Here is a 20,533-nt window from a genome sequence, read left to right as displayed (position 1 = left end):
CGCGACAAGACGGACAAGAACGACAAGAGGAAACAGCAATGAGTGAACAACTCGTCAAGACGTCGCAGGATGGCGTCATCTATACGATCACCCTGGCACGGCCGGCCAAGCGCAACGCGGTGTCCGACCGCCTGCTGCGGGCGCTGGACGAAGCCCTGACGGCGACGCCCGAAGGCACCCGGGCGATCATCCTGGCCGGGGAGGGCGATCACTTCTGCGCCGGCCTCGACCTATCCGAGCACCAGCACCGGGAGCCCTTCGGCGTGATGCAGCACTCCCAGTGGTGGCACCGCATCTTCCACCGCATCCAGCACGGCGGCATCCCGGTGATTGCCGCGCTGCACGGGGCGGTGATCGGCGGCGGGCTGGAGCTGGCGACCGCGACGCATATCCGCGTTGCCGAGCCGACCACGATCTACCAGCTGCCCGAAGGCCGCCACGGCATCTTCGTCGGCGGCGGTGCGTCGGTGCGCGTGGCCAAGATCATCGGGCCGGGCCGCATGTGCGAAATGATGCTGACCGGCCGCATCCTCGACGCGGAGGAGGGCCAGCGCCTGGGCCTGTCCCACTATGTGGTCGGCAAGGGCGAGGCGCTGGCCAAGGCCCAGCAACTCGCCGCCCGCGTCGCCGAGAACGCCCCGATGGCCAACTGGGCAATGTGCTCGGCCATCGCCCGCATCGACAACATGGCTACCGACGACGGCCTCTTTGTCGAATCCCTCACCGCCGCCCTGACCCAAACCAGCCCCGACGTGGCCGAACGTATCGGCGAATTCCTCCAGCGCAAAGGACAAGGACCCCGCACATGAGCACCCACGCTTTCGCCGCCTCCGAAGCGGCCGCCCTCGGCACCACCTACGACGACATCTGGCTGGTGGCCGGCCAGCGCACACCGTTCGCCGACTACGCCGGCCCGCTGCGCGACGCCTCCGCCACCGACCTGGGCATCTGCGCCGCCCGCGCGCTGTTTGCGAAGAGCGGCATCCCGGCCAGCGAGGTGAACGCGATCATCGCCGGCAACATGGCCCAGTCGAGCTTCGACGCCTACTTCCTGCCGCGCCACATCGGGCTGTACTCGGGCGTCAATCCGCTGGCCCCGGCGCTGCTGGTGCAGCGCCTGTGCTGCACCGGCTTCGAGACCATCCTGACCGCTGCCGACCAGATCACCCTCGGCAAGGCCAGTGTGGTGCTGGCGGTGGGCACCGAGTCCATGTCCCGCAACCCGGTGGCGGCCTACACCCACCGCGCTGGTTTCCGCATGGGCCAGGTGGATTTCCGCGACTTCCTGTGGGAGGCCACCAAGGACACCGCGCCCGGCATCGGCATGGGCGACACCGCCGAGAACCTGGCGCGCCGCTACGGCATCGGCCGCGAGGAGGTGGACCGCTTCGCCGAACAGAGCTTCGCCCGCGCTTGCGCCGGTTGGGAGAGCGGCTGGTTCGCCGACGAGGTGACGGCCGTCGAGAACGCCACCTGGGAACTGGAAGGCTACAAGCCCCGCAGCATCAAGCTGGCCGACCGGCTGGCGCGCTTCGAGCGCGACGGTCACGTGCGCCCGACCTCCTTCGAAACCCTGAACAAGCTGAAGCCGGCCTTCGGCGGCGTGCAGACCGGCGGCAACAGCTCGGCCATCGTCGATGGCGCGGCGGCGGTGATCGTCGCCCGTGGCGACTGGGTACGCGCCCACGGCCTCAAGCCGTTGGCCCGCATCGTCGGCGGCGCGGTGGTGGCGGTGCCGCCGGAGATCATGGGCATCGGCCCGGCGCCGGCCATCCGCGCGGCAGCAGCCAAGGCCGGCATCAGCGTCGGCGATATCGGCCGCGTGGAGATCAACGAGGCCTTCGGCGCCCAGTACCTGGCCTGCGAGCGGGAACTGGGGTTGGACCGGGACAAGGCCAATGTGCATGGCGGCGCCATCGCCATCGGCCACCCGCTCGGCGCCTCCGGCGTGCGCCTGACCCTCACCGTCGCCCGCGAACTGCAGGAGGCCGGCCAGCAGTACGGCGTGTCGTCGGCCTGCGCCGGCGGCGGGCAAGGCGCGGCGGTGCTGCTGGAAAGCGTCTGATCGGCAGCCTTCCCCGGCCTGTGAGGGCATATCGGTGAACTGTAGGGGCGAATTCATTCGCCCTCCGCAGCCTGCGATGAGCACCGAGGGCGAATGAATTCGCCCCTACAGGGAATCGGTGCCTCCCACGAGAACAACATACGGAGACATAGCCAATGCAGCTTCACAACCATAGCTTCATCATCACCGGCGGGGCCTCGGGCCTCGGCGAGGCCAACGTGCGGGCCTTCCACGCCGCCGGCGCCCATGTCGTGATCGCCGACCTCAACGCCGAACTCGGCGACCGGCTGGTGACTGAACTGGGCGAGCGCGCCGCCTTCCAGCGCACCAACGTGGCCGACGAGGCCGATGCCCAGGCCTGCGTAGCGCTGGCGCTGAGCCGCTTCGGCGGCCTGCACGGATTGGTCAATTGCGCCGGCATCGGCAACGCCGCCAAGGTGCTGGGCAAGGAGGGGCCGCTGGCGCTGGACGCCTTCGCCAAGGTGGTCCATGTGAACCTGGTGGGCAGCTTCAACATGATCCGCCTGGCCGCCGACGCGATGAGCAAGGGCGAGGCCGGCCCGGATGGTGAGCGCGGGGTGATCATCAACACCGCCTCCGTCGCCGCCTACGAGGGGCAGATCGGCCAGGCCGCCTACGCGGCGTCGAAGGGCGGCATCGTGGCGATGACGCTGCCGATCGCCCGCGAGCTGGCGCGCCATGGCATCCGCGTGATGACCATTGCACCGGGCCTGTTCATCACGCCGATGATGCACACGCTGCCGGCCGAGGTGCAGGCCTCGCTGGGCGCGTCGGTGCCGTTTCCGCCGCGTCTCGGCCAGCCGGCGGAATACGCGGCGCTGGCGAAGCACATCGTCGAGAACGTGATGCTCAACGGCGAGACGATCCGCCTCGACGGGGCGACCCGTCTGGCGGCGAAGTAAGGAGGCGACGATGGCCCGCAGCCACACCCATCGCCTGCGCATCGCCTTCAGCGACTGCGATCCGGCGCAGATCGTCTTCTTCGCCAACTACTTCAAGTGGTTCGACACGGCCAGCCGGGAGTTCTTCACCGCCTGCGGCGTGCCGAGCTGGCGCGACACCACGGCCGAGCGCGGCATCATCGGCACGCCGCTGGTGGATGCCCAGGCCAAGTTCATGAACTCGGCCACCTACGGCGAGGACATCGAGATCGACTCTTCGGTGGAGGCCTGGAACACCAAGAGTTTCGTGATGCGCCACGTCGCCCGTCGCGGCGACACGGTGCTGTGCGAAGGCCGAGAGGTGCGCGTGTTCGCCCGCCAGGACCCGGAGGATCCGCTGCGCATCCGCGCGGTACCGATCCCCGAGGACTACCGCGCGCTGTGCGAATAGCCCGCTGACCCGACGCCGGGCAAGCCCGGCCTGCTTCCTATCTGACGCGCCCGCTGGGGCCGCGCCGCCGACCTGATCCGTCGCGGACCGGCCCGGGGCCGGTGCGTCCCAAGGATTCATGGAATGGCGACTGTCGCCCCGTGAAGGCGCCCGTACGGGCAAAACCATTCCGGCCTCGATGCCGGACCTAGGAGGAGACCCACGATGAAAACAATAAACCGTCACACCGCACAAACCTTCAACACCTGGCAGCGCCCGCTGGCCGCCGCCGTACTGGCCGCTTGCGGCCTCGGCGCCAGCGTACCGGCCCTGGCCGATGCGGAGAACGATGCGCTGAAGCGCGAAGTGGCCGAGCAGAAGGTGCTGATCAACCGGATCCTGTCCGAGCTGGAAAGCCTGCGCGCCGCCCAGGCGGCTGCTCCCGCTGCGGCACCGGCCGCGACCCCCGCGACGAGCGTCGGCGCGAAGGTCGCCAGCCTGGTGCCGGGCGCGCCGCAGCTCAGTTTCTACGGCGTGCTCGACGGTGGCTACGAGCACATCAGCAACGTGCAGCAGGGCAGCAACAAGGGCAGCCTCAACCGTCTGCCGAGCATCACCGGCACCATCGCGTCGCGGGTTGGCGTGAAGGCGGTGAAGGCGCTCACCGAGGGTTACAAGGCCATTGGCGTCGCCGAGGCTGGTTTCAACATGGACGATGGTTCCCTGGGCCAGGGCGGGCGCCTGTTCGGCCGCCAGCTCTACGCGGGCATCGACACGCCGATCGGCACCTTCACCTTCGGCCGCCAGTATTCGATGCTGCTGTTCGGCATGGACAGCTCGGACCTGCTGGGCCCCAACATCTACGGCCTCGGCTCCTTCGACTACTACCTGCCGAGCGCCCGCTTCGACAACAGCATCGCGTGGCGCGGCACCTTCTCCAAGCTGTCGATGGGCATCAACTACAGCGCCGGCCGCGACACCAAGGGCGGCACGCCGTCGTCCGGCACCTGCGCTGGCGAGATCGCCGGCAACGCGAACTCCTGCAAGGGCTGGTCGGCGATGATCCGCTACGACGACGAGCGCTTCGGCCTGGCGGCGGCCACCGACGTGCAGCACGGCGGCACCGGCGCTACCGCGGCCTTCTTCAACGGTACGGCGGCGATTCCCTTCACGAATTCCGGCGACACCGATACCCGCACTGCGCTGGGCGGCTACGTGAAACTGGGTCAGGGCAAGATCGGCGTCGGCTGGCTGGGCCGCAAGGTGGATGCCGCCGCGGCGCAGGTGAAGTCGGACATCTACTACGTGGAAGGCGCCCATCCGATCACCACCCGCATCTCGGTGGACGGCAGCTTCCAGCGCATCCTCAACAAGGACCAGGGGCGGGACGGCAGCCTGATCGTGCTGCGCGGCTTCTATTCCTTCGACAAGGACTTCGCGACCTACCTGCAGCTGGCCCATATCGACAACAGTTCCAATGCCCAGTACGCAGCGTCGGTCGGTGCCGGTATTTCGCCGCCGGCCGGTGGCTCGCAGAATGCCAGCATGATCGGCCTGCGCTACCGCTTCTGATCCCTTCAACCTGAAACCCCGGGGCCTGCCCAGGCGGGCCCGGCTGTGGAGACGCCACCATGACCGACTATCAAGCTCCCCTGCGGGACATGCAATTCCTGATGAAGGCGCTGGCCGGCCTCGATGACATCGCCCGCCTGCCGGGTTGCGAGGAGGCCAGCGAGGACCTGGTGAACGCCGTGCTGGAGGAAGCCGGCAAGTTTGCCGCCGGTGTGCTGGCGCCGATCAACCGCCAGGGCGATCTGCAGGGTTGCCGGCTGACGGAGGACGGACGGGTGATCACCCCCGACGGCTGGGCCGAGGCCTACAAGCAGTTCGCCGAGGCCGGCTGGATCGGCCTGTCGCTGCCCGTCGAGCACGGCGGCCAGGGTCTGCCCAAGCTGCTGTCCACGGCAGTGTGGGAGATGTGGTTCTCCACCAACATGGCTTTCACGATGCTGCCGCAGCTCAACGTGGGGCAGGCCGAGGCGCTGCAGATCGCCGCATCCGACGAGCAGAAGGCCTTGTGGCTCGGCAAGGTGGTGAGCGGCGAATGGGCGGCGACGATGAACCTCACCGAGCCCCAGGCGGGTTCCGACCTGGCCGCCACGCGCTGCCGCGCAGAACCGGGCGCGGACGGCAGCTACCGGCTGTTCGGGCAGAAGATCTTCATCTCCTACGGCGAGCACGAGCTGACGCCCAATATCGTGCACCTGGTGCTGGCCCGCCTGCCGGACGCACCGGCCGGCGTGAAGGGGCTGTCCCTGTTCATCGTGCCCAAGTATCTGCTCGACGCCGACGGCCAGCCGGGCGCGAAGAACGATGTGCGCTGCATCTCCATCGAACACAAGATGGGCATCCACGGCAGCCCGACCTGCACGCTGAGCTTCGGTGACGCCGGGGGCGCGGTTGGCTGGCTGGTCGGTCAGCCGAACCGGGGCCTGGAAACCATGTTCATCATGATGAACGAAGCCCGCTTCGGCGTCGGCGTGCAGGGCCTCGGCCTCGGCGAGCGTGCCTACCAGTACGCACTGGCCTATGCCCGCGAGCGCGTGCAGGGGCGCGACGCGGTGAGCGGCGAAGCGGGGCGGCCGATCATCCACCACCCGGACGTGAAGCGCATGCTGCTCGGCATGCGCGCCCGCGTGATGGCGATGCGCGGCCTGCTGTACACCGCCGCCGGCTGGTTCGACATCGCCCACCACAGCACTGACGCGGCGGCGGCCGGCAAGGCCCGGCGTTATGTGGACCTGCTGATGCCGGTGGCCAAGGGCTGGTGCACCGAGGTCGGCAACGACGTCTGCGACGAGGCGATCCAGGTTTTCGGCGGCATGGGTTTCGTCGAGGAGACCGGCATTGCCCAGTTCTTCCGCGACGCCCGCATCATCACCATTTACGAAGGCACCACCGGCATCCAGGCCAACGACCTGATCGGCCGCAAGATCCTGCGCGAGAACGGCGAAACCCTGCGCGAGCTGATCGCCGAACTCCGCGATGGCGCGGCGTCGCTGCGCAGCGATGACTTCGCAGCGCTGGCCGACGGGCTGGACGCGGCTGTCGCTGCGCTGGAAGACACGACGGACTGGATCCTCGCCAACGGCAAGACCCGTCTGGCCGACGTGCTGGCCGGCGCGGTGCCCTTCCTGCACCTGCTCGGCAGCGTGGTCGGCGCGTGGCAGATGGGGCGCATGGCCCAGGCCGCCCGGCTTCAGCTGGCCGCCGGCGAGGGCGATGCGGTGTATCTGCGCAGCCTGGTGGAGCTGGCCCACTTCTACTTCGCCACCGTGCTGCCCGAAGCGGCTGCCCGCGCGCAGACCGTGCAGATGGCCGGCCCCGCGCTGTCCGCCTTCAGCGAAGCCGCGTTCTGAGCACACGCTTCTGATTCGTGGGGGCGAATTCATTCGCCCGCAGACGTCATTCAACGCAAGAAGGGCGAATGAATTCGCCCCCACAGGAGAACAAAACCATGACTACCCGTTTCATCGAGGCGGGCGACGTCGCTCGCCTGATTCCCAATGGCGCCACCGTTTTCTGCACCGGCATGGGCCTGGCCGGCTTTCCCGAGGAAGTGGCCAAGGCCATCGAGGCGGCCTTCCTCGCCACCGGCCATCCGCGTGACCTGACGCTGTATCACTCCACCGGCGTCGGCAACGGCAAGGACCGGGGCATGCACCATTTCGCCCATGAAGGGCTGATCAAGCGCCTGGTTGGTGGGCACTTCGGTGTCGGCGGGCCGAACCTGATGAAGCTGATCATGGAGGAGCGCATCGAGGCCTACAACCTGCCCCAGGGTGTGCTGGCGTTATTGCCGCGCCAGGTGGCGGGGCGCCGGCCGGGCTTCATCACCAAGGTTGGGCTGGGCACCTTCGTCGATCCGCGCATCGAAGGCGGCAAGGTCAACCGCCGGACTGAGGAAGACCTGGTGAAGCTCATCGAGATGGACGGCGAGGAGTGGCTGCAGTTCAAGGCGCCCAAGGTGGATGTGGCGCTGATCCGCGGTTCGGTGGCCGATGAGAAGGGCAACATCACGATGGACCGGGAAGGCGTGCTGCTGGAAAGCCTGTCGGTGGCCCAGGCGGCGCGGGCCAGCGGCGGCATCGTGATCGCCCAGGTGGAGCACGTGGTGCGCGCCGGTTCGCTGCACCCCAAGCAGGTGAAGATCCCCGGCGTGGTGGTGGATTACGTGGTGGTCGGCAAGGCGGAGAACCACCTGCAGACCATGGCGACCTACTTCAACCCGGCCTACGCGGGCGACATCAAGGTACTGCGCGGCTCCACGCCGCCGTTGCCGCTGGACCCGCGCAAGGTGATCGCGCGGCGGGCGGCGATGGAGTTGAAGGCTGGCGCGGTGGTGAATCTGGGCATCGGCATGCCGGAAGGCGTCGCCGCGGTGGCCGCCGAGGAGCACGTGGATCAACTGATGTCGCTGACGCTGGAAACCGGCCCGATTGGTGGCGTGCCGGCCGGTGGCTTCGACTTCGGCCACGCGCTCAACGCGGAGGCGGTCATCGAGCAGCCGGCCCAGTTCGACTTCTACGACGGCGGTGGCATCGACGTGGCTTTCCTGGGCCTCGCGCAGACGGATGCGGCGGGCAATGTGAATGTCAGCAAGTTCAACGGCCGGCCGGTGGGCTGCGGCGGCTTCATCAACATCACCCAGAATGCCCGCAAGGTGGTTTTTTGCGGCACCTTCACGGCGGGCGACCTGCAGGTGGACATCGACGATGGCCGCGTGACGGTGGTGCAGGAAGGTGGGCACAGCAAGTTTCTGGAACAGGTGGAGCAGATCACCTTCAGCGGCCGCTACGCGCAGGGCATCCGCCAGCCGGTGCTGTACGTGACCGAGAGGGCGGTGTTCCGGTTGACGGAGGAGGGCGTGGAGCTGACCGAGATCGCGCCGGGCGTCGACCTGGAGCGGGACGTTCTGGCGCACATGCGCTTCCGGCCGATCGTCCGTGATCTGACGCTGATGGACGCGGAGATCTTCAAGCCGGAATGGGGCGGGCTCGCCGGGCTACTTGGAGAGCGTGCCTAACGGCGGGACCGGAAGTAACGGATCACGCCCAGTACGACGCCGGCGAGCCCCAGCAGCAGCAGGGTTCCCGGCTCGGGAGCCCCATTCGGTTGATCGGGTACGCCGACATTCAGCTGGTAATGGCCGGAGCCCAAGGTGCCTGGCTGGCCGAGGCCGATGAAACCATCGCCCAAGCTGCCGATGCCATTGTTTTCCGCGATGGACATGTTGGCGAAGCTGCCGAGCGCAATGGTGTAATCGCCGGGGGTGAGGATGAAACTGAAGGTAAAATCGCCACCGCTCGAAAACGCCTGCACGTAGTTCGAGCCCAGGAAGCCGGCGGCATTGCCGCTGCCGCTGAACAGGCTGAAATAGGGATCGATGCCACCGCCGGCGAACCCAAGGCTGGTGAAGCTGACGGACCCGCCCGCCGCGACGTTGAAGGTATACAGCGCGACGTTATTGGCGATGGCCCCTTCGTCGCTGAACTGGGCAGCCTGCAGGCCGCTGCCAACGAGGGCGGCATTGGCCGGGTCGTTGAGGCGACCGGAGAAACTGTAGTCGCCGGCTTCAGCTTGCGGGGTGACGCAGAGCAGTGCGAGGGCAAGGCAGATTGGGAGGCCGGAGTATTGCATGGACGTCTCCGTGAAACCGGGCCGGCACCGGATGGATCATGTGTGCTTGATCACACCATGCATCAGACGTGCCTTGAAAAAATAGCTTTTTCTTTCAATAGTTTGGCGCTTTCAGGAGAGCCGCCGAGGCTCTTTGTGTAAGAAAAACCGACATCGATTCAGCGTGTTACGGCCAGCTTGATGCCGAATGCGATCAATACGCTGCCTGCCAGCTTCTCCAGCGCGCGGGAGACGATGGGGCTGCTCCGCAGTCGTTCGGCGAGGAGATGGGTGAGCAGCACCGCGATGAGGCCATATAGAAAGGTCAATGCGGCAATGCTCAGAGCCATGATTCCGTAGGTGGTGAGCCCCGGATTACGCGCCGGATCGATGAAGAGCGGAAAAAAGGCCATGTAGAAGACGATGGCCTTCGGGTTGAGCAGCGTGATCAGCAGCGCCTGACGGAGGTAATGCCGCGGGCGGATGTTGAGCACCGGCGCCTGCCCGGGTTTGGCGAGCAGCATCCGCATCCCCAGCCAGGCCAGGTAGGCGGCCCCCAGCCACTGCACGGCCTGGAAAGCCAGCGGATTCATCGCCAGCAGTGCCGCCACTCCGCCCACCGCCAGCCACAACAGCACCTGGTCGCCGAGGATCAGCCCAAAGGTGGCTGCCAGCCCGGCACGGATGCCACCCTTGCCGGTGGACGTCATCAGCGCCAGATTGCCCGGCCCGGGAATCAGCAGGAAGAGGATGACGGCGAGGACGAAAGCGGGGTAGTCGGTAATGCCGGACATGGGGGGCGTGTTCGGGAGCGATGCGGAGTGGCCATTTTACGGATGCAGGCGCGTTCAGGTGCGCCCACTACTGCCCAGTGTGGAGATCAGCGTCGCCCCGCAACTGGTCTTGTGACCGTCGAAAGCCACCGGAATGCCGTCGCTCAACACCTGCGGATCGCCTTCCGCGATCACGCAGCTCTCGTGGCCGCGCATCGGGCAGATGCAGCGGTCGCCAACGCGGGCGACGCCTCGCTCCATCACGCGGTGGGATGAACTGGCCTGCACCACGCTGCCGCCATGGCTGGTGGGATCGCCGAGTCGGATGACACTCTTCATTGCAGCCTCCAGAAATGGCTGATGTTCAATCGGAAAAACCCTGCGGATAAGTCGCCCAGTCCGCGTCCTTGCGCAACCCCCACCAGGGCAGATAGGCATTGCCTTCGCCGCGGGCGCGGAACCAGTCGCGGTTGGGATCGAAGATGCGTGGGCGGGCCGGCGGGGTGACGACGACGGCGCTGAGGCGGTCGGTTTCGGTGGTGCCGAGCACCAGCACCGGCTTGCCTTTCTGGTGCGTCCAGGCGATGGCCAGCGCGACGTTGGTCAGCGCCGTGCCGGCGCGCATGTCACCGAGCAGTTTGGGTGTGTTGAAGGTCTGGGTCGCGAAATCGAATTCGGGGTTGAGCGTGCCGAGGGCATGGCCGACTTGTGCCAGCCGGCGTCCGGCGGCATCGGAGCCGAAACCGGCGTCATGGATGACGTGGCTGAGGGCGGGGACCGTCGTGTCGGCCTGGGCGGCCGCATCGCGGATGGCGGCTTGCCAGGCCTGCAACTGGCGGGATGCGTCGGGTTGGGTTTCGAAGTCTTCGCTCTTGCGAACGGCTGGATAGCCGATCCAGGCGAGCGGTTCGCGTTTCGTGTCGAAGTCGGGGCCGGCGAGGACGAGGAGGACGCAGTTCTCGGTCATCTGCTCGTCCTTCGGGTGATCCGGCGAATCCCAGGTCATCGCCCAGACGGATTCCTTGGGGTGGGTCTTGAGGTAGTCGAGGGCGGCAGTGAGAGACGCGAAGCCGACGCTGGCTCCGCCGACGGAGATGTGTACATCGGCGGGGACGTTGCGGGTGGAGAGTCTTGGGTTGTAGAACTGGAATTCCTCATTCATTGCATTTCGCACGATATGGATGGCCTGTTCCTGAGGCAGAAGGGGCGTATCCGGGAGGGCAAATTCGATGTGAATGCCGGCCAGTTCGCGCCAGTCTTTCGGGGACTTTGGTTGAATGGTGTAAAAGTAGTTGGCGTTCAATACATAACGATTGCCGAATGGACGCAGGATGTCCTCCATGTAGCCGCCGAAGAAGCTTGGAAACGTGACTCTGCCGCTTATGTTCCAGACGATGGCTGCAATGGGTTGTACGGACGAGAATTTCTTGGGTTTTTCCTTTACAACTTCATCATTCTTGTTGGGTTGTGCTAACCCGATTGCCCATAGCAATTGCCATTCGGTAGGGTAATCCCGCCGCACCAGTGGGTTCATCCACTGGACACCGACAACTTGTGCTTTAAATGGAGCAGACGAGACAAGTTTTAGTGATGATTCCTGTGGCACTGCGCTTGCAGTACTTGAGGTCCCAAACAGTGACCATGTAACGACTAAGGCGGTAATTAGCGTTGGAACGGCAAGTAGACGAGTCATGATTTCCTCCGTTGTCCAGATATGGAACGGGACCTGAGTATCGAAGTGCCAGGCTAGGATTAGGGCGAGAGAAAAACTGACCAAAAATACGGTAGCGGCCAGAGCTACTGGATGTGATCTGTTGTAGGGAAAAGCATTCATGATTGCCCCGCTAACTCTGGGGCACGAGTTGTGCGCTCATCACGGATGCTTGAGGGGAGGCGAGCGTCGGGATGCGTGTTGGCCCATGTGTGAATATCGATATGGTTCATTAGCCCTTGTTGAAAATACTCATCCAGGTAACAGTGGGGATGATCGTCACGTTTTAGACTTTGTAGATATCGCCAGTCTGCCTCCACTCGTAATTCCCGCAAATCGTCTTGACTTAGGCGGCAAACGCCAATTGCAACGTCGTAAGCCATAGCCTTTTCCGCGTGCATGGGGTTGGTGACAATCGTTGAATGGTCCGTTGCATTCTGATCAACCGATTCGGACAAAAACGTTTTGATCTTGGCGCTGCGCCATTGCTTGTGAGCTTCGCTGGCCTGCGCTGGATCGTCTTCGCCAACGACCCGGTTGTTTTCATCTGCCAGCCCTTCGCGCCGGGCCCGCATGCGCAGGCGGGCCCGGTCTTCGTAGCGCATCTGAGCTTCGGAATTGGCGTCGCCCATCGGACGGTCCTCCATCGAGCCATCCTTTGTCTTCAGGGTAGTGTGGGAGTCATAGGGATCGTCAGCGGCCTTCTCCGCCTTGGGCTTTTGCGCATTCCGTGAATTGCCACCGGGGTCGTAGCCCTCGTCGAACTGGTCGCTGACCTGGCCGAAGCGGCGGGCCTTGGGGGTGAAGGGCTCGGGCAGTGGGGGCGCATTGATCGGAATGACCCAGTTCTCCTTAGGGTTGGCATTGACTGGGAGCTTGAAGAGATCGACGGCGCTGAGGAGCCAGCAGGTCGCGACGGTCATCGTCTTGCCGAGCAGGCTGGTGTTGGCATCCAGGCCATGGCGCAGGGAGAAGCGGGCGGTGGGCGAGGGCGGGTGCCAGAAACCATCCTTGCCGTCTTTCAGGTCTTTGTTCCAGCGGTTGTCCAAGTAGTGGTAAGCGGAAGACTCGCCCGGTGATGCGCCGACCGGATAACCCTGGGCAAAGACCCGTTGGCTGAATACTTCCCCCCCTTTGCAAGCCTTGATTTCCTTTTCATGCATGCCGAGCCAGCCGATGCCCTGCACCGGTGTTGCCGAGATGACCTGGTCGTGGGGGCAGCAATACAGCGTGACGCGGCCATAGGTTCGATCCTTGAAGCCGTGGGTCTTGCGGTCCGTTCCTGCCTTGTATGGGGTTCCGACCGGGCAGTTCTCGTTGGCCATGGCCTTGTCGATGCTGGCCGCATCCTGCTCCTTGCTGGCGCGTGCATGCAGAATCCCGAAGTAGTGGGCCAGCGTTGCGTTCCGGGCTGCAGAAGTCTGGCGTCCGCTCGTCTGGTTGGCGGTGCTGATGGTGTAGCGCTGGGTCCACTGCTCGGCGAGGTTATCGGGCCGCAGGCTCAGCGGCGGATTGCACAGGATGTAGTTGTCGGCAACGGCGTCGCCGAGGCGTTCGCCGAGAAATGCCGCGGCGATGCCAACCATGTTGCCCTGGCTGTGGCAGACGATGGTGACCGGGCAGTCCGCCTGCTTGGCGCGGATCGATGCGACCAGCTTGGCGAGCCTGAGCGCAGCGAAGACGTAGTAGCTGCGCGGTGGGCAGGCAAAGACGTCGCGGCCCGGAACCGGGTTCACGTGTTGGGCGGTGAGCCATAGGAACAGGCGGTCGTTCGTACCCTCGCTCCAAAGGTCGGGCAAACTGGTGCAGCCGTTGGCGAAGGGGCCGCCGCCCCAGTAGTCCTGCTCGTTGAGCCAGATGTTGGAGCCGAAGGTCTTGAGGTCTTCCTTGCTGGCCTTGTAGCCCCAGCGGAAGCGGATGACGGGTGACCAGTGCGGTGCTTCCGTATCGATGAAGTTCTTTGCACTGCGGTCGGGGTTGATGAAGCCAACAGAAGTGAGTTCATTCGAGTATTTCACTTCCCTCAACTGCCCAGCCTCGGGCCCGTTGCACGCCAACTGCTCCGACTGCCGGGCCAGCCGTTTGTTGAGCCCTTTGCACAAGCCTTCTTCGCTGGCGTCGAACCATTCGCCGTCCGAATTCACGCCATGCACGAAGATCACCACGCCGGGTAGCGGGAGAGGATTGGGGATCTTCTTCTCGCTGTGGTCGGGGCTGGTGAGGACCTGGCCGGCGGCCAGGGGCTGGGGTGTAATGGGTCCAGAAGCGGTCATGGCGAAGGACAGGGTCGGTTATTGGTCGGGCGCGAAGAACTGCACGTTGATCTTTTCGAAGGTGCTGCCTTCCAGGGCGGTGGTCTTGCCGTTGGCGTCCGTGTGGCCGGACAGGGTGCTGCCGTCGGGACGGGTAATCGAGTAGGGGATGCCGCCGATGGGCTGGCCGTCGGTGGCGCGCACCAGCACGGGCGTGCGGCCGAGGTCGCCGGCGGAGAACTTGGGCAGGTCGGTCTGGCCTGAGGCGCTGCCGGACCATTGGTGGCTGGCGGCCTTGACTATGAAGTCGCCGGGGCAGCCGAGTTCGATACGCCCACCGGCCAGCTTGATGTAGGCGCCGCCTGATTCGGCGAGGAGGATCTCCTCGCCGGCCATGACCTGCACCTTGCCTTCGCTGGCGGATAGCTTGAGGTTCTGGCTGGCATTGACCTGGGTGTCGCCGTGCTGGGACTGGAGTTCCAGCTTGCCGTCGTGGGCGAGGATCTTTATGCCTTCCGACTGGGCGAACAGCGCGATGCCCTGGCCGGTGTTGAGGGTATGGCGGCCGGCGCAGGCCGACTGCAGGTGCTGGCCGGCGACGATGTCCACGTTCTTGCCGGCATGGGTCACCACGGCCTCGGGGCTGTTGAGGTAAACGCCGGCCGGGGCGCTGACGGCGACCAGCGGCTTGCCGCCTCCGGCCCCGCCCTTGGTGGTGTTGGAACCGTTTTCCCAGCTCTTCAGATCATTGTGGAGCTGGCTATGGGGTGCGTTGTCGTTGGCTTTGCCACCATGCTGGGCGGCGTAGTCACCGATCTGCTTGAAGAAATCCAACTGCTCTTCCATCAGGCCCAGCAGTTCCTGTCGGTCCAACTGGGCGCCGGACGCCTTGAAGCGGGACCAGGCAGACAGCAGCAGGCCCTTGGCGGCGCGGAGGGCGCCGGCGGCGTCGGAGGCCAGTTCGAAGCCTTCGCCGCGGGCTTCGGATTGCCCGTCCTGGCGTGGCTTGCCGAGCCAGCCGAGGTTGAGCTGGCTGGCTGTGTAATCGGATGAAAGTTGGGCGCTGATCTGCGCCGAGGTGTCGTCGAAGCGCAGCTGGTTGTAGCCGCTGCCCTTGATCTCCTTGCTGCGCAGCCCGTACAGCGCGCTGTTGGCGGGCAGGCTGCCATAGCCCGAGAAGCGCGGTGGCTCGTGGGTGCCGTTGTAGGCGGCGCCGAGGACGATCGGCCTCGATGGATCGCCTTGCAGGAAGCCGACCAGCACTTCGGAACCAACCCGGGGCCAGAAGGCGGCACCGTAGGCGTTATCGGCCCAGGGCTGCATTACGCGGATCCGCGCCGAGTCCCGCGGTGTGCTGGAGGTACCGTAGCCGTTGGGATGGTCTTCCGGGCGCGCGAAGGGGAAGCGCACGGCGACCCGCCCATGGTCGTCCACATCGATTTCGCTGCCTTCTGCGCCGACCACGATGGCGCTGAGGATGCCGATGCGGGGGGCGTCGGCGGATGAATGAGTGGGTACGACTGCGATGTCCTGCTGCACGCATTCGAAGCGGTTGTAATAGATGGGCGCATCCGCCCGTTCTTCAGAGCCGCCGTCGTTGCCGGGAATGTCCCAGCCTGCGGTGAGGTGGCGTTCCAGGGCAGGTTCGAGAGGAATGTTGTTGCGCGCGTAGACCTCGAGCCGGGTCAGCGTGAACTTCCGCTTGTCGCGGGGCCAGGCGTCGATCTCCGGGTGTTCGCTGAGGCCGAAGACAGTGGCGTGGGCGAACTGGCGGACGACGGATTCACCGCGCCAGCCGGCAGCGGCGAATTCATGGGCCAGGATGCGGGCGCGACCCATTTCGTCGTAGTGGCCTCCATCGGCGGCCAGTTGCGGAGCGTCGTAGTGGTAGTCGGTGAGCGTGCTGGCCAGCGCATCCCCGGCCTGACCTTGCTTGAGCACCGTGGGCTGGATGTTCTCCATGGCCCGGACGGCCTTGTAGTCGAAGCTGGCGCGGGCGATGGAGGACGGCGCCTGGGTTCGCCAGGCGCGCCAGGCAACGACGGCATCGCGATCCTCGGTGGCGTCGGCGCGGTGGAAGCGCACGCTACCGGCGGGATTGTCGGGAAAGGCACCGGGTCGGTCGGTGAGTTGCAGCGTGTGCTGCGGTGTGTCCTTGTCGAGCGAGAACTTGAAGCTCCAGGCGATGCCTTCCTGGCGCCACAGGCGGGTCAGGAACGCGTGGTCGCTTTCGCCTGCCTGCAGGGTGAATGCACGCTTCGGGTAGCTTTTCTGGAGGCCGCTGACGACGAACCTGAAGGCCTGGGCAAGTGCGCCGTTGCTGCGGATGTGTTCGGCGAGGATCTGTTCGGTGATCTCGACGACCGAGGTTTCGCAGAACACCCGCCAGGTGCTGCGCTGGCGGAGTATGGCGAGGGCGTCCTGGAAGACGAGTTCGATGGCCGTTGCCGATCCGTCGGACAGGCGTTGTTCGGCGGAGGTGACGATGCCGCTCACCAGCCGGCGCCCGCCGCGGTCGTCGCCGATGGTCAGTGCAATGGGCTGGCCCAGCAGGTCGGCCAGATCGATCCGGTTGTCGTCTGCCAGGCATTGCAGGCGATAGCGGATGCCGTCGCAGATGGCTTCGTTGCCGCTTGCCTGGTAGGGCACCAGGCGCGTGACGGCCGAGGCTACGTCATCCGGAAACTGAAGTCTGAGGATGCAGTTCGCCTGACTCAGCGCACTCAGGAGACTGGACAGGGCAGAGGCAAGGGAGGAGGACATGAGCGGTTCACTGCCAGCGGTGCCGGAAAGCCTGTCTTTTAATTTAATGTCATTTTTGTGTCAACATGACATGAGAATTTATGACAATTTTCGGGCGGGACTGGATTGGATGCGGACGAGGGCGGTGCAGTAAGATGAACAGCACAAGCCGAGACCCGATAGCCCACCATGAACCCCCTCGACGCCCGCCTGCTCAGCGTCTTCGACGAAGTCTTCAAGTCCCGCAGCGTGAGCCGCACGGCGGAGACCTTGAACATGGGGCAGCCGGCGGTGAGCATTGCACTGGGCAAGCTGCGGGAGCAGTTCGGAGATCCGCTGTTCGTGCGTACCGCTGGCGGCATGGAGCCGACGCCGCTGGCCGAATCGCTGATCGAATCGGTGCGTGAGGCGCTGCAGGCGCTGGACCGGGTGCTGGGACAACGTACCGAGTTCGATCCGCGGGAATCGAGCCGCTGCTTCCGGATCTGCATGACCGACATCAGCCAGCTGGTGATCATGCCGGGCCTGTGGCGGCGCCTGCGCGAGGTGGCGCCGCGGATCCAGATCGAGGTGCTGCCGCTGTCGCCGGATACGTCGGACCTGCTCGAGAGCGGGCGGGCCGATCTGGCCATCGGCTTCATCCCGCAGCTGGAAGCGGGCTTCTACCAGCAGGCGCTGTTCCGCCAGCACTATGTATGCATGGTGAGCGCCGACCATCCGCGCATCAGCGATGGCCTGACTCCAGAGCAGTTCGAGGCGGAAGAGCACGCGCTGGTCAGCACCCAGGGCACCGGGCACCTGATCGTGGACCAGGAGCTGGCCCGCCAGGGTATCCGCCGGCGGGTGGCCTTGCGGATTCCCAATTTCGTCGGCGTGGCCTTTTTCATCGAGCAGACCGAACTGCTGCTGACCATTCCCAAGCGTCTCGGCGAGGTGCTGGCCGGCCGTGGGCGCTTCCGCTGCTTCCCGGTCCCGTATCCCTTGCCCGAATACTCGGTGCGCCAGCACTGGCATGAGCGTTTCCATAACGACCCGGCCAACCGCTGGCTGCGCGGCCTGGTTGCCGACCTGATGTGCGAAGCCGGGTCGGTTTGAGCCGATTTTTGTAGGGACGATGGCCGCGGGCCGCAGTCGTTTCAAAAGTGCAATTCGTCTCGCTGATTCGTCCATTCAAGCGGTCTATGCCTGTCCGTAACCTGCGTCCTGTCGAACACAACAACTCTGACAGGAGACAAGGACATGACGAAGACCCAGGTTGGCATCATCGGCGCGGGCCCGGCGGGGCTGCTGCTTTCCCACATGCTGCATTTGCAGGGCATCGAATCGGTGATCGTCGAGCAGCGCTCGCGGGAAGACATCGAGGCGACCATCAAGGCCGGCGTGCTGGAACATCCCACCGTCGAACTGCTCAAGGAGCTGGGCGTCGGTGAGCGCATGATGCGCGAAGGCTATGTGCACAACGGCATCGAGCTGTCTTTCGGCGGCAAGCGCCACCGCATCGATCTGCCCGAGCTGACCGGCGGCAAGTCGATCACCGTCTATCCGCAGCACGAGGTGATCAAGGACCTGGTGGCGGCGGTGCTTGCCAACGGCACGACCATCGAGTTCGGGGTGTCGGACGTGAGCCTGCAGGGCATCGACGGCACGCAGCCGTCCATCCGCTACAGCAAGAACGGTGCGGCGCAGGAGATCCAGTGCGACTTCATCGGCGGCTGCGACGGCTTCCACGGCCCGTCGCGCCAGGCGATCCCCGCGGCGATCCGCCAGGAGCACCTGAAGGTCTATCCGGCGGGCTGGTTCGGCATCCTGTGCGAGGCGCCGCCGTCCAGCGACGAGCTGATCTACGCCCAGAGCGACCGCGGCTTCGTTCTGGTCAGCACGCGCACGCCGGATGTGCAGCGTATGTATTTCCAGTGCGATCCCAACGACAGCGTGGACAACTGGTCCGACGACCGCATCTGGGCCGAATTCCGTGCCCGCCTGGCCAACGACGACGGCTGGCAGCTGAAGGAAGGGCGTATCTTCCAGAAGAGCATCATCGCGATGCGCAGCTTTGTCTGCGAGACGATGCAGCACGGCCGCCTGTTCCTGGCCGGCGACTCCGCCCACATCGTGCCGCCGACCGGCGCCAAGGGCCTCAACCTGGCCGCGGGGGACGTGGTCCTGCTCAGCAAGGCGATCGTCGATTTCTATCGTCGCGACGACCGGGTTGGCCTCGACAGCTACAGCGCCCGCGCCGTCAAGCGGGTGTGGCGTGGCGAGCACTTCAGCTGGTGGATGACCAACATGCTGCACGACTTCGACGGCGAGGACACCATCACCCGGCGCTTCCGCCGGTCGCAGCTGGAGTACACGGTCAGCTCCCGCGCCGCGGCGGCATCGCTGGCGGAGAACTACGTCGGCGTGCCGTTCGAAGGCTGGCAGGGCTGATTGGCATTTGACTGGCGACAGGCGGGCCATAGCAGAATTGTCTAGCTGCTAGTGGGCCCGCGCACTGTCGGCGGGATGGAGGCGGCGTCATAATCGGCGCCAGCGCTGGCGTCGTGCCGCTTCCGGAGTCCCGTGATGCATCTCTTCCCGCATTTTTCCGCGTGGCATTCGGGCTTCGCCCTGTATGGCGAGGCCGGCCGGATGCCGGTGGCTGTCCTTTCCTGAGGCGCGTCACGCATGGACATGCGCGTGAAGCCCCGCTTCGTTGCACCCAAGCCGCTGATCCCGAGCTTCACCTTGTATGGTGAAGCGGCGGAGCCGGTGCGCGAACTGCTGCATATTGAAGAAATCCAGTCCCGCAGCCGCATCCACGACTGGGAGATCCAGCCTCACCTGCACCACGGCCTGTATCAGGTGGTGTGGATCACCGAAGGGACGGCGAGCGTCGCGCTGGATGCCGGCCGCCAGGAGGTGACGGGACCGGCGGCGGTGATCATTCCGCCGGGCACGGTGCATGGCTTCCGCTTTGCACCGGAAGCGCAGGGTCGGGTGCTCACGCTGGGCGGCCACTTCCTCGTCGAGGGCGAGCTGGAAACGGTCGGGAAAGCCCTGCGTGAGCTGTTCGCCGGGCCGCGCGTGCTGCACTTCGATGTGGAAGACCCGACGGCCGGGCGGCTGGATGCGCTGCTGCGGGAGCTCAGCGCCGAGTTCATGAGCCCCGGCATGGCCGGCTCGCCGCCCTTGCGCTGGCTGTCCCAGACCATCGTCTGGCACCTGGCCCAGGCCGGCGCCCGCCTGCAGGCGCTGGGGGAGGGGAGCCCGGTAGCGGTGCATCAGGCGCTGTTCACCCGTTTCGTGCTGCAGGTCGAAGCCCATTACCTGGAGCACTGGCCGGTGGCCCGCTACGCCAGCCAGCTGGGGGTCAGCACGCCACGCCTCAACCGCCTGACCCGCGCCGAGTGCGGCGGCCGCGCGCTGGACGTGATCCACGAACGCCTGACCCGCGAGGCCTGCCGGCTGCTGCTATATACAACCGAACCGGTTACTGGCATCGCGGCCAGCCTGGGCTTCGACGATCCGGCCTATTTCTGCCGCTTCGTCAAACGTCGCACGGGACTCAGTCCGTCCCGCTACCGCCAGTCCCACACGGGGCGCTGACCGCGCTGGCGTCGGTGTCCACCCACACCATGCCGTCCTCGAATTTCATCGCGTATTCCGGGATCTGGCAGCCGGTCGGCGACAGGCCGTGCCCGTTGCGGGCATCGAAGACCCAGTTGTGGGACGGGCAGACCAGGGTGCGGCCATTGAACATGCCCTTCGACAGCGGAAAGGTGCCGTGCGGGCAGATACCGTCGAAGGCGCGCGGCTGGCCGCCATCGGCCCAGACGATCAGGATTTCCTTGGTGCCGGCCATACCTGGCACCATTTCACCTTCGTAGAGATAGCTCTGTTTGCAGACGGGGACGAACATTGTGCGCTCCTTGCAGCGTGGGATCATCGACAAGGGCCGGCGGTGAAAAGGAAGTTCGTGTCGCAAACCCTCCGTTTT

Annotated in this window: 18 protein-coding genes; 11 read left to right on the top strand and 7 right to left on the bottom strand. The window is 65.5% G+C overall.

Annotation, left to right across the window (positions count from 1 at the left end):
• Nucleotides 1-38: 38 nt before the first annotated feature.
• The 7 genes from B4920_RS06800 (at nt 39) to B4920_RS06770 (ending at nt 8,483) form a co-directional block, all read left to right on the top strand.
• The gene (locus tag B4920_RS06800) at nt 39-809 is read left to right on the top strand and encodes a crotonase/enoyl-CoA hydratase family protein (protein ID WP_079433860.1); all 771 of its coding nucleotides are present in this window, start codon (nt 39-41) and stop codon (nt 807-809) included.
• Nucleotides 806-2,065 (top strand): thiolase family protein, encoded by a 1,260-nt coding sequence (locus tag B4920_RS06795; protein WP_079433859.1) that lies wholly within the window; start codon nt 806-808, stop codon nt 2,063-2,065. The genes B4920_RS06800 and B4920_RS06795 overlap by 4 nt, the downstream gene beginning before the upstream one ends.
• 155 nt (nt 2,066-2,220) lie before the next feature.
• The gene (locus B4920_RS06790) at nt 2,221-2,988 is read left to right on the top strand and encodes a 3-hydroxyacyl-CoA dehydrogenase (protein WP_079433858.1); all 768 of its coding nucleotides are present in this window, start codon (nt 2,221-2,223) and stop codon (nt 2,986-2,988) included.
• Nucleotides 2,989-2,998: 10 nt separating this feature from the next.
• The gene (locus tag B4920_RS06785; protein ID WP_079433857.1) at nt 2,999-3,418 is read left to right on the top strand and encodes a thioesterase family protein; all 420 of its coding nucleotides are present in this window, start codon (nt 2,999-3,001) and stop codon (nt 3,416-3,418) included.
• A gap of 204 nt (nt 3,419-3,622) precedes the next feature.
• Entirely contained in the window at nt 3,623-4,969 is a 1,347-nt protein-coding gene (locus tag B4920_RS06780; protein ID WP_079433856.1) for a porin, read from the top strand.
• A 59-nt stretch (nt 4,970-5,028) separates the two neighbouring features.
• Nucleotides 5,029-6,816 carry an acyl-CoA dehydrogenase gene (locus tag B4920_RS06775; protein WP_079433855.1) on the top strand — a complete coding sequence of 596 codons (1,788 nt, stop codon included), beginning with the start codon at nt 5,029-5,031 and terminating at the stop codon, nt 6,814-6,816.
• 98 nt (nt 6,817-6,914) lie between these two features.
• Nucleotides 6,915-8,483: an acyl CoA:acetate/3-ketoacid CoA transferase gene (locus B4920_RS06770; protein ID WP_079433854.1), complete on the top strand. Its 1,569-nt coding sequence runs from the start codon at nt 6,915-6,917 to the stop codon at nt 8,481-8,483.
• Here B4920_RS06770 and B4920_RS06765 read toward each other — a convergent pair.
• The 4 genes from B4920_RS06765 to B4920_RS29880 all read right to left on the bottom strand — a co-directional run bounded on the left by B4920_RS06765 (nt 8,480) and on the right by B4920_RS29880 (nt 11,011).
• Entirely contained in the window at nt 8,480-9,097 is a 618-nt protein-coding gene (locus B4920_RS06765; RefSeq protein ID WP_079433853.1) for a DVUA0089 family protein, read from the bottom strand. The two genes, B4920_RS06770 and B4920_RS06765, sit on opposite strands and share 4 nt — an antisense overlap.
• A 158-nt stretch (nt 9,098-9,255) precedes the next feature.
• Complete coding sequence (locus B4920_RS06760; RefSeq protein ID WP_079433852.1) at nt 9,256-9,870, bottom strand: LysE family transporter; 615 nt, start codon at nt 9,868-9,870, stop codon at nt 9,256-9,258.
• A gap of 54 nt (nt 9,871-9,924) precedes the next feature.
• Nucleotides 9,925-10,188, bottom strand: a complete 264-nt coding sequence (locus B4920_RS06755) for a PAAR domain-containing protein (protein ID WP_079433851.1) — start codon at nt 10,186-10,188, stop codon at nt 9,925-9,927.
• 25 nt (nt 10,189-10,213) lie between these two features.
• Nucleotides 10,214-11,011 (bottom strand): hypothetical protein, encoded by a 798-nt coding sequence (locus B4920_RS29880; RefSeq protein ID WP_216819773.1) that lies wholly within the window; start codon nt 11,009-11,011, stop codon nt 10,214-10,216.
• Between the two features lie 15 nt (nt 11,012-11,026).
• On the opposite strand from B4920_RS29880, the gene B4920_RS29875 reads away from it, so the two are divergent.
• Nucleotides 11,027-11,323, top strand: coding sequence for a hypothetical protein (locus B4920_RS29875; protein ID WP_216819771.1), 297 nt, complete (start codon nt 11,027-11,029; stop codon nt 11,321-11,323).
• A 356-nt stretch (nt 11,324-11,679) separates the two neighbouring features.
• Here B4920_RS29875 and B4920_RS06745 read toward each other — a convergent pair whose 3' ends face one another.
• Nucleotides 11,680-13,725, bottom strand: coding sequence for a hypothetical protein (locus tag B4920_RS06745; protein WP_161493254.1), 2,046 nt, complete (start codon nt 13,723-13,725; stop codon nt 11,680-11,682).
• 126 nt (nt 13,726-13,851) lie between these two features.
• Nucleotides 13,852-16,575 (bottom strand): type VI secretion system Vgr family protein, encoded by a 2,724-nt coding sequence (locus B4920_RS06740; protein ID WP_079433848.1) that lies wholly within the window; start codon nt 16,573-16,575, stop codon nt 13,852-13,854.
• 168 nt (nt 16,576-16,743) lie between these two features.
• On the opposite strand from B4920_RS06740, the gene B4920_RS06735 reads away from it, so the two are divergent.
• The 3 genes from B4920_RS06735 to B4920_RS06725 all read left to right on the top strand — a co-directional run bounded on the left by B4920_RS06735 (nt 16,744) and on the right by B4920_RS06725 (nt 20,142).
• Nucleotides 16,744-17,649 (top strand): LysR family transcriptional regulator, encoded by a 906-nt coding sequence (locus B4920_RS06735; RefSeq protein ID WP_079433847.1) that lies wholly within the window; start codon nt 16,744-16,746, stop codon nt 17,647-17,649.
• A 144-nt stretch (nt 17,650-17,793) separates the two neighbouring features.
• Entirely contained in the window at nt 17,794-18,984 is a 1,191-nt protein-coding gene (locus tag B4920_RS06730; RefSeq protein ID WP_079433846.1) for a 4-hydroxybenzoate 3-monooxygenase, read from the top strand.
• Nucleotides 18,985-19,221: 237 nt separating this feature from the next.
• The gene (locus B4920_RS06725) at nt 19,222-20,142 is read left to right on the top strand and encodes a helix-turn-helix domain-containing protein (protein WP_254050856.1); all 921 of its coding nucleotides are present in this window, start codon (nt 19,222-19,224) and stop codon (nt 20,140-20,142) included.
• Here B4920_RS06725 and B4920_RS06720 read toward each other — a convergent pair.
• A complete protein-coding gene (locus tag B4920_RS06720) occupies nt 20,102-20,455 on the bottom strand; it encodes a Rieske 2Fe-2S domain-containing protein (RefSeq protein ID WP_079433845.1) in 354 nt (117 codons plus the stop codon). The two genes, B4920_RS06725 and B4920_RS06720, sit on opposite strands and share 41 nt — an antisense overlap.
• Between the last annotated feature and the right edge of the window lie 78 nt (nt 20,456-20,533).

Origin of the sequence: Zoogloea sp. LCSB751, assembly GCF_002028455.1 — a bacterium.
Taxonomy (GTDB): Bacteria; Pseudomonadota; Gammaproteobacteria; order Burkholderiales; family Rhodocyclaceae; genus Zoogloea.
The sequence above is the reverse complement of the archived record's forward strand: the minus strand, read 5'-3'. Positions and strand labels throughout refer to the sequence as shown.

Excerpts from the sequence above, each read along its gene's own strand:
- B4920_RS06730 (WP_079433846.1), top strand. The coding sequence starts at position 17,794 with ATGACGAAGACCCAGGTTGGCATCATCGGCGCGGGCCCGGCGGGGCTG.
- B4920_RS06735 (WP_079433847.1), top strand. The coding sequence starts at position 16,744 with ATGAACCCCCTCGACGCCCGCCTGCTCAGCGTCTTCGACGAAGTCTTC.
- B4920_RS06760 (WP_079433852.1), bottom strand. The coding sequence starts at position 9,870 with ATGTCCGGCATTACCGACTACCCCGCTTTCGTCCTCGCCGTCATCCTC.
- B4920_RS06740 (WP_079433848.1), bottom strand. The coding sequence starts at position 16,575 with ATGTCCTCCTCCCTTGCCTCTGCCCTGTCCAGTCTCCTGAGTGCGCTG.
- B4920_RS06785 (WP_079433857.1), top strand. The coding sequence starts at position 2,999 with ATGGCCCGCAGCCACACCCATCGCCTGCGCATCGCCTTCAGCGACTGC.
- B4920_RS06720 (WP_079433845.1), bottom strand. The coding sequence starts at position 20,455 with ATGTTCGTCCCCGTCTGCAAACAGAGCTATCTCTACGAAGGTGAAATG.
- B4920_RS29875 (WP_216819771.1), top strand. The coding sequence starts at position 11,027 with ATGGATGGCCTGTTCCTGAGGCAGAAGGGGCGTATCCGGGAGGGCAAA.
- B4920_RS06775 (WP_079433855.1), top strand. The coding sequence starts at position 5,029 with ATGACCGACTATCAAGCTCCCCTGCGGGACATGCAATTCCTGATGAAG.
- B4920_RS06790 (WP_079433858.1), top strand. The coding sequence starts at position 2,221 with ATGCAGCTTCACAACCATAGCTTCATCATCACCGGCGGGGCCTCGGGC.
- B4920_RS06800 (WP_079433860.1), top strand. The coding sequence starts at position 39 with ATGAGTGAACAACTCGTCAAGACGTCGCAGGATGGCGTCATCTATACG.
- B4920_RS06765 (WP_079433853.1), bottom strand. The coding sequence starts at position 9,097 with ATGCAATACTCCGGCCTCCCAATCTGCCTTGCCCTCGCACTGCTCTGC.
- B4920_RS06795 (WP_079433859.1), top strand. The coding sequence starts at position 806 with ATGAGCACCCACGCTTTCGCCGCCTCCGAAGCGGCCGCCCTCGGCACC.
- B4920_RS06770 (WP_079433854.1), top strand. The coding sequence starts at position 6,915 with ATGACTACCCGTTTCATCGAGGCGGGCGACGTCGCTCGCCTGATTCCC.
- B4920_RS06780 (WP_079433856.1), top strand. The coding sequence starts at position 3,623 with ATGAAAACAATAAACCGTCACACCGCACAAACCTTCAACACCTGGCAG.
- B4920_RS06725 (WP_254050856.1), top strand. The coding sequence starts at position 19,222 with ATGGACATGCGCGTGAAGCCCCGCTTCGTTGCACCCAAGCCGCTGATC.
- B4920_RS06755 (WP_079433851.1), bottom strand. The coding sequence starts at position 10,188 with ATGAAGAGTGTCATCCGACTCGGCGATCCCACCAGCCATGGCGGCAGC.
- B4920_RS29880 (WP_216819773.1), bottom strand. The coding sequence starts at position 11,011 with ATGAATGAGGAATTCCAGTTCTACAACCCAAGACTCTCCACCCGCAAC.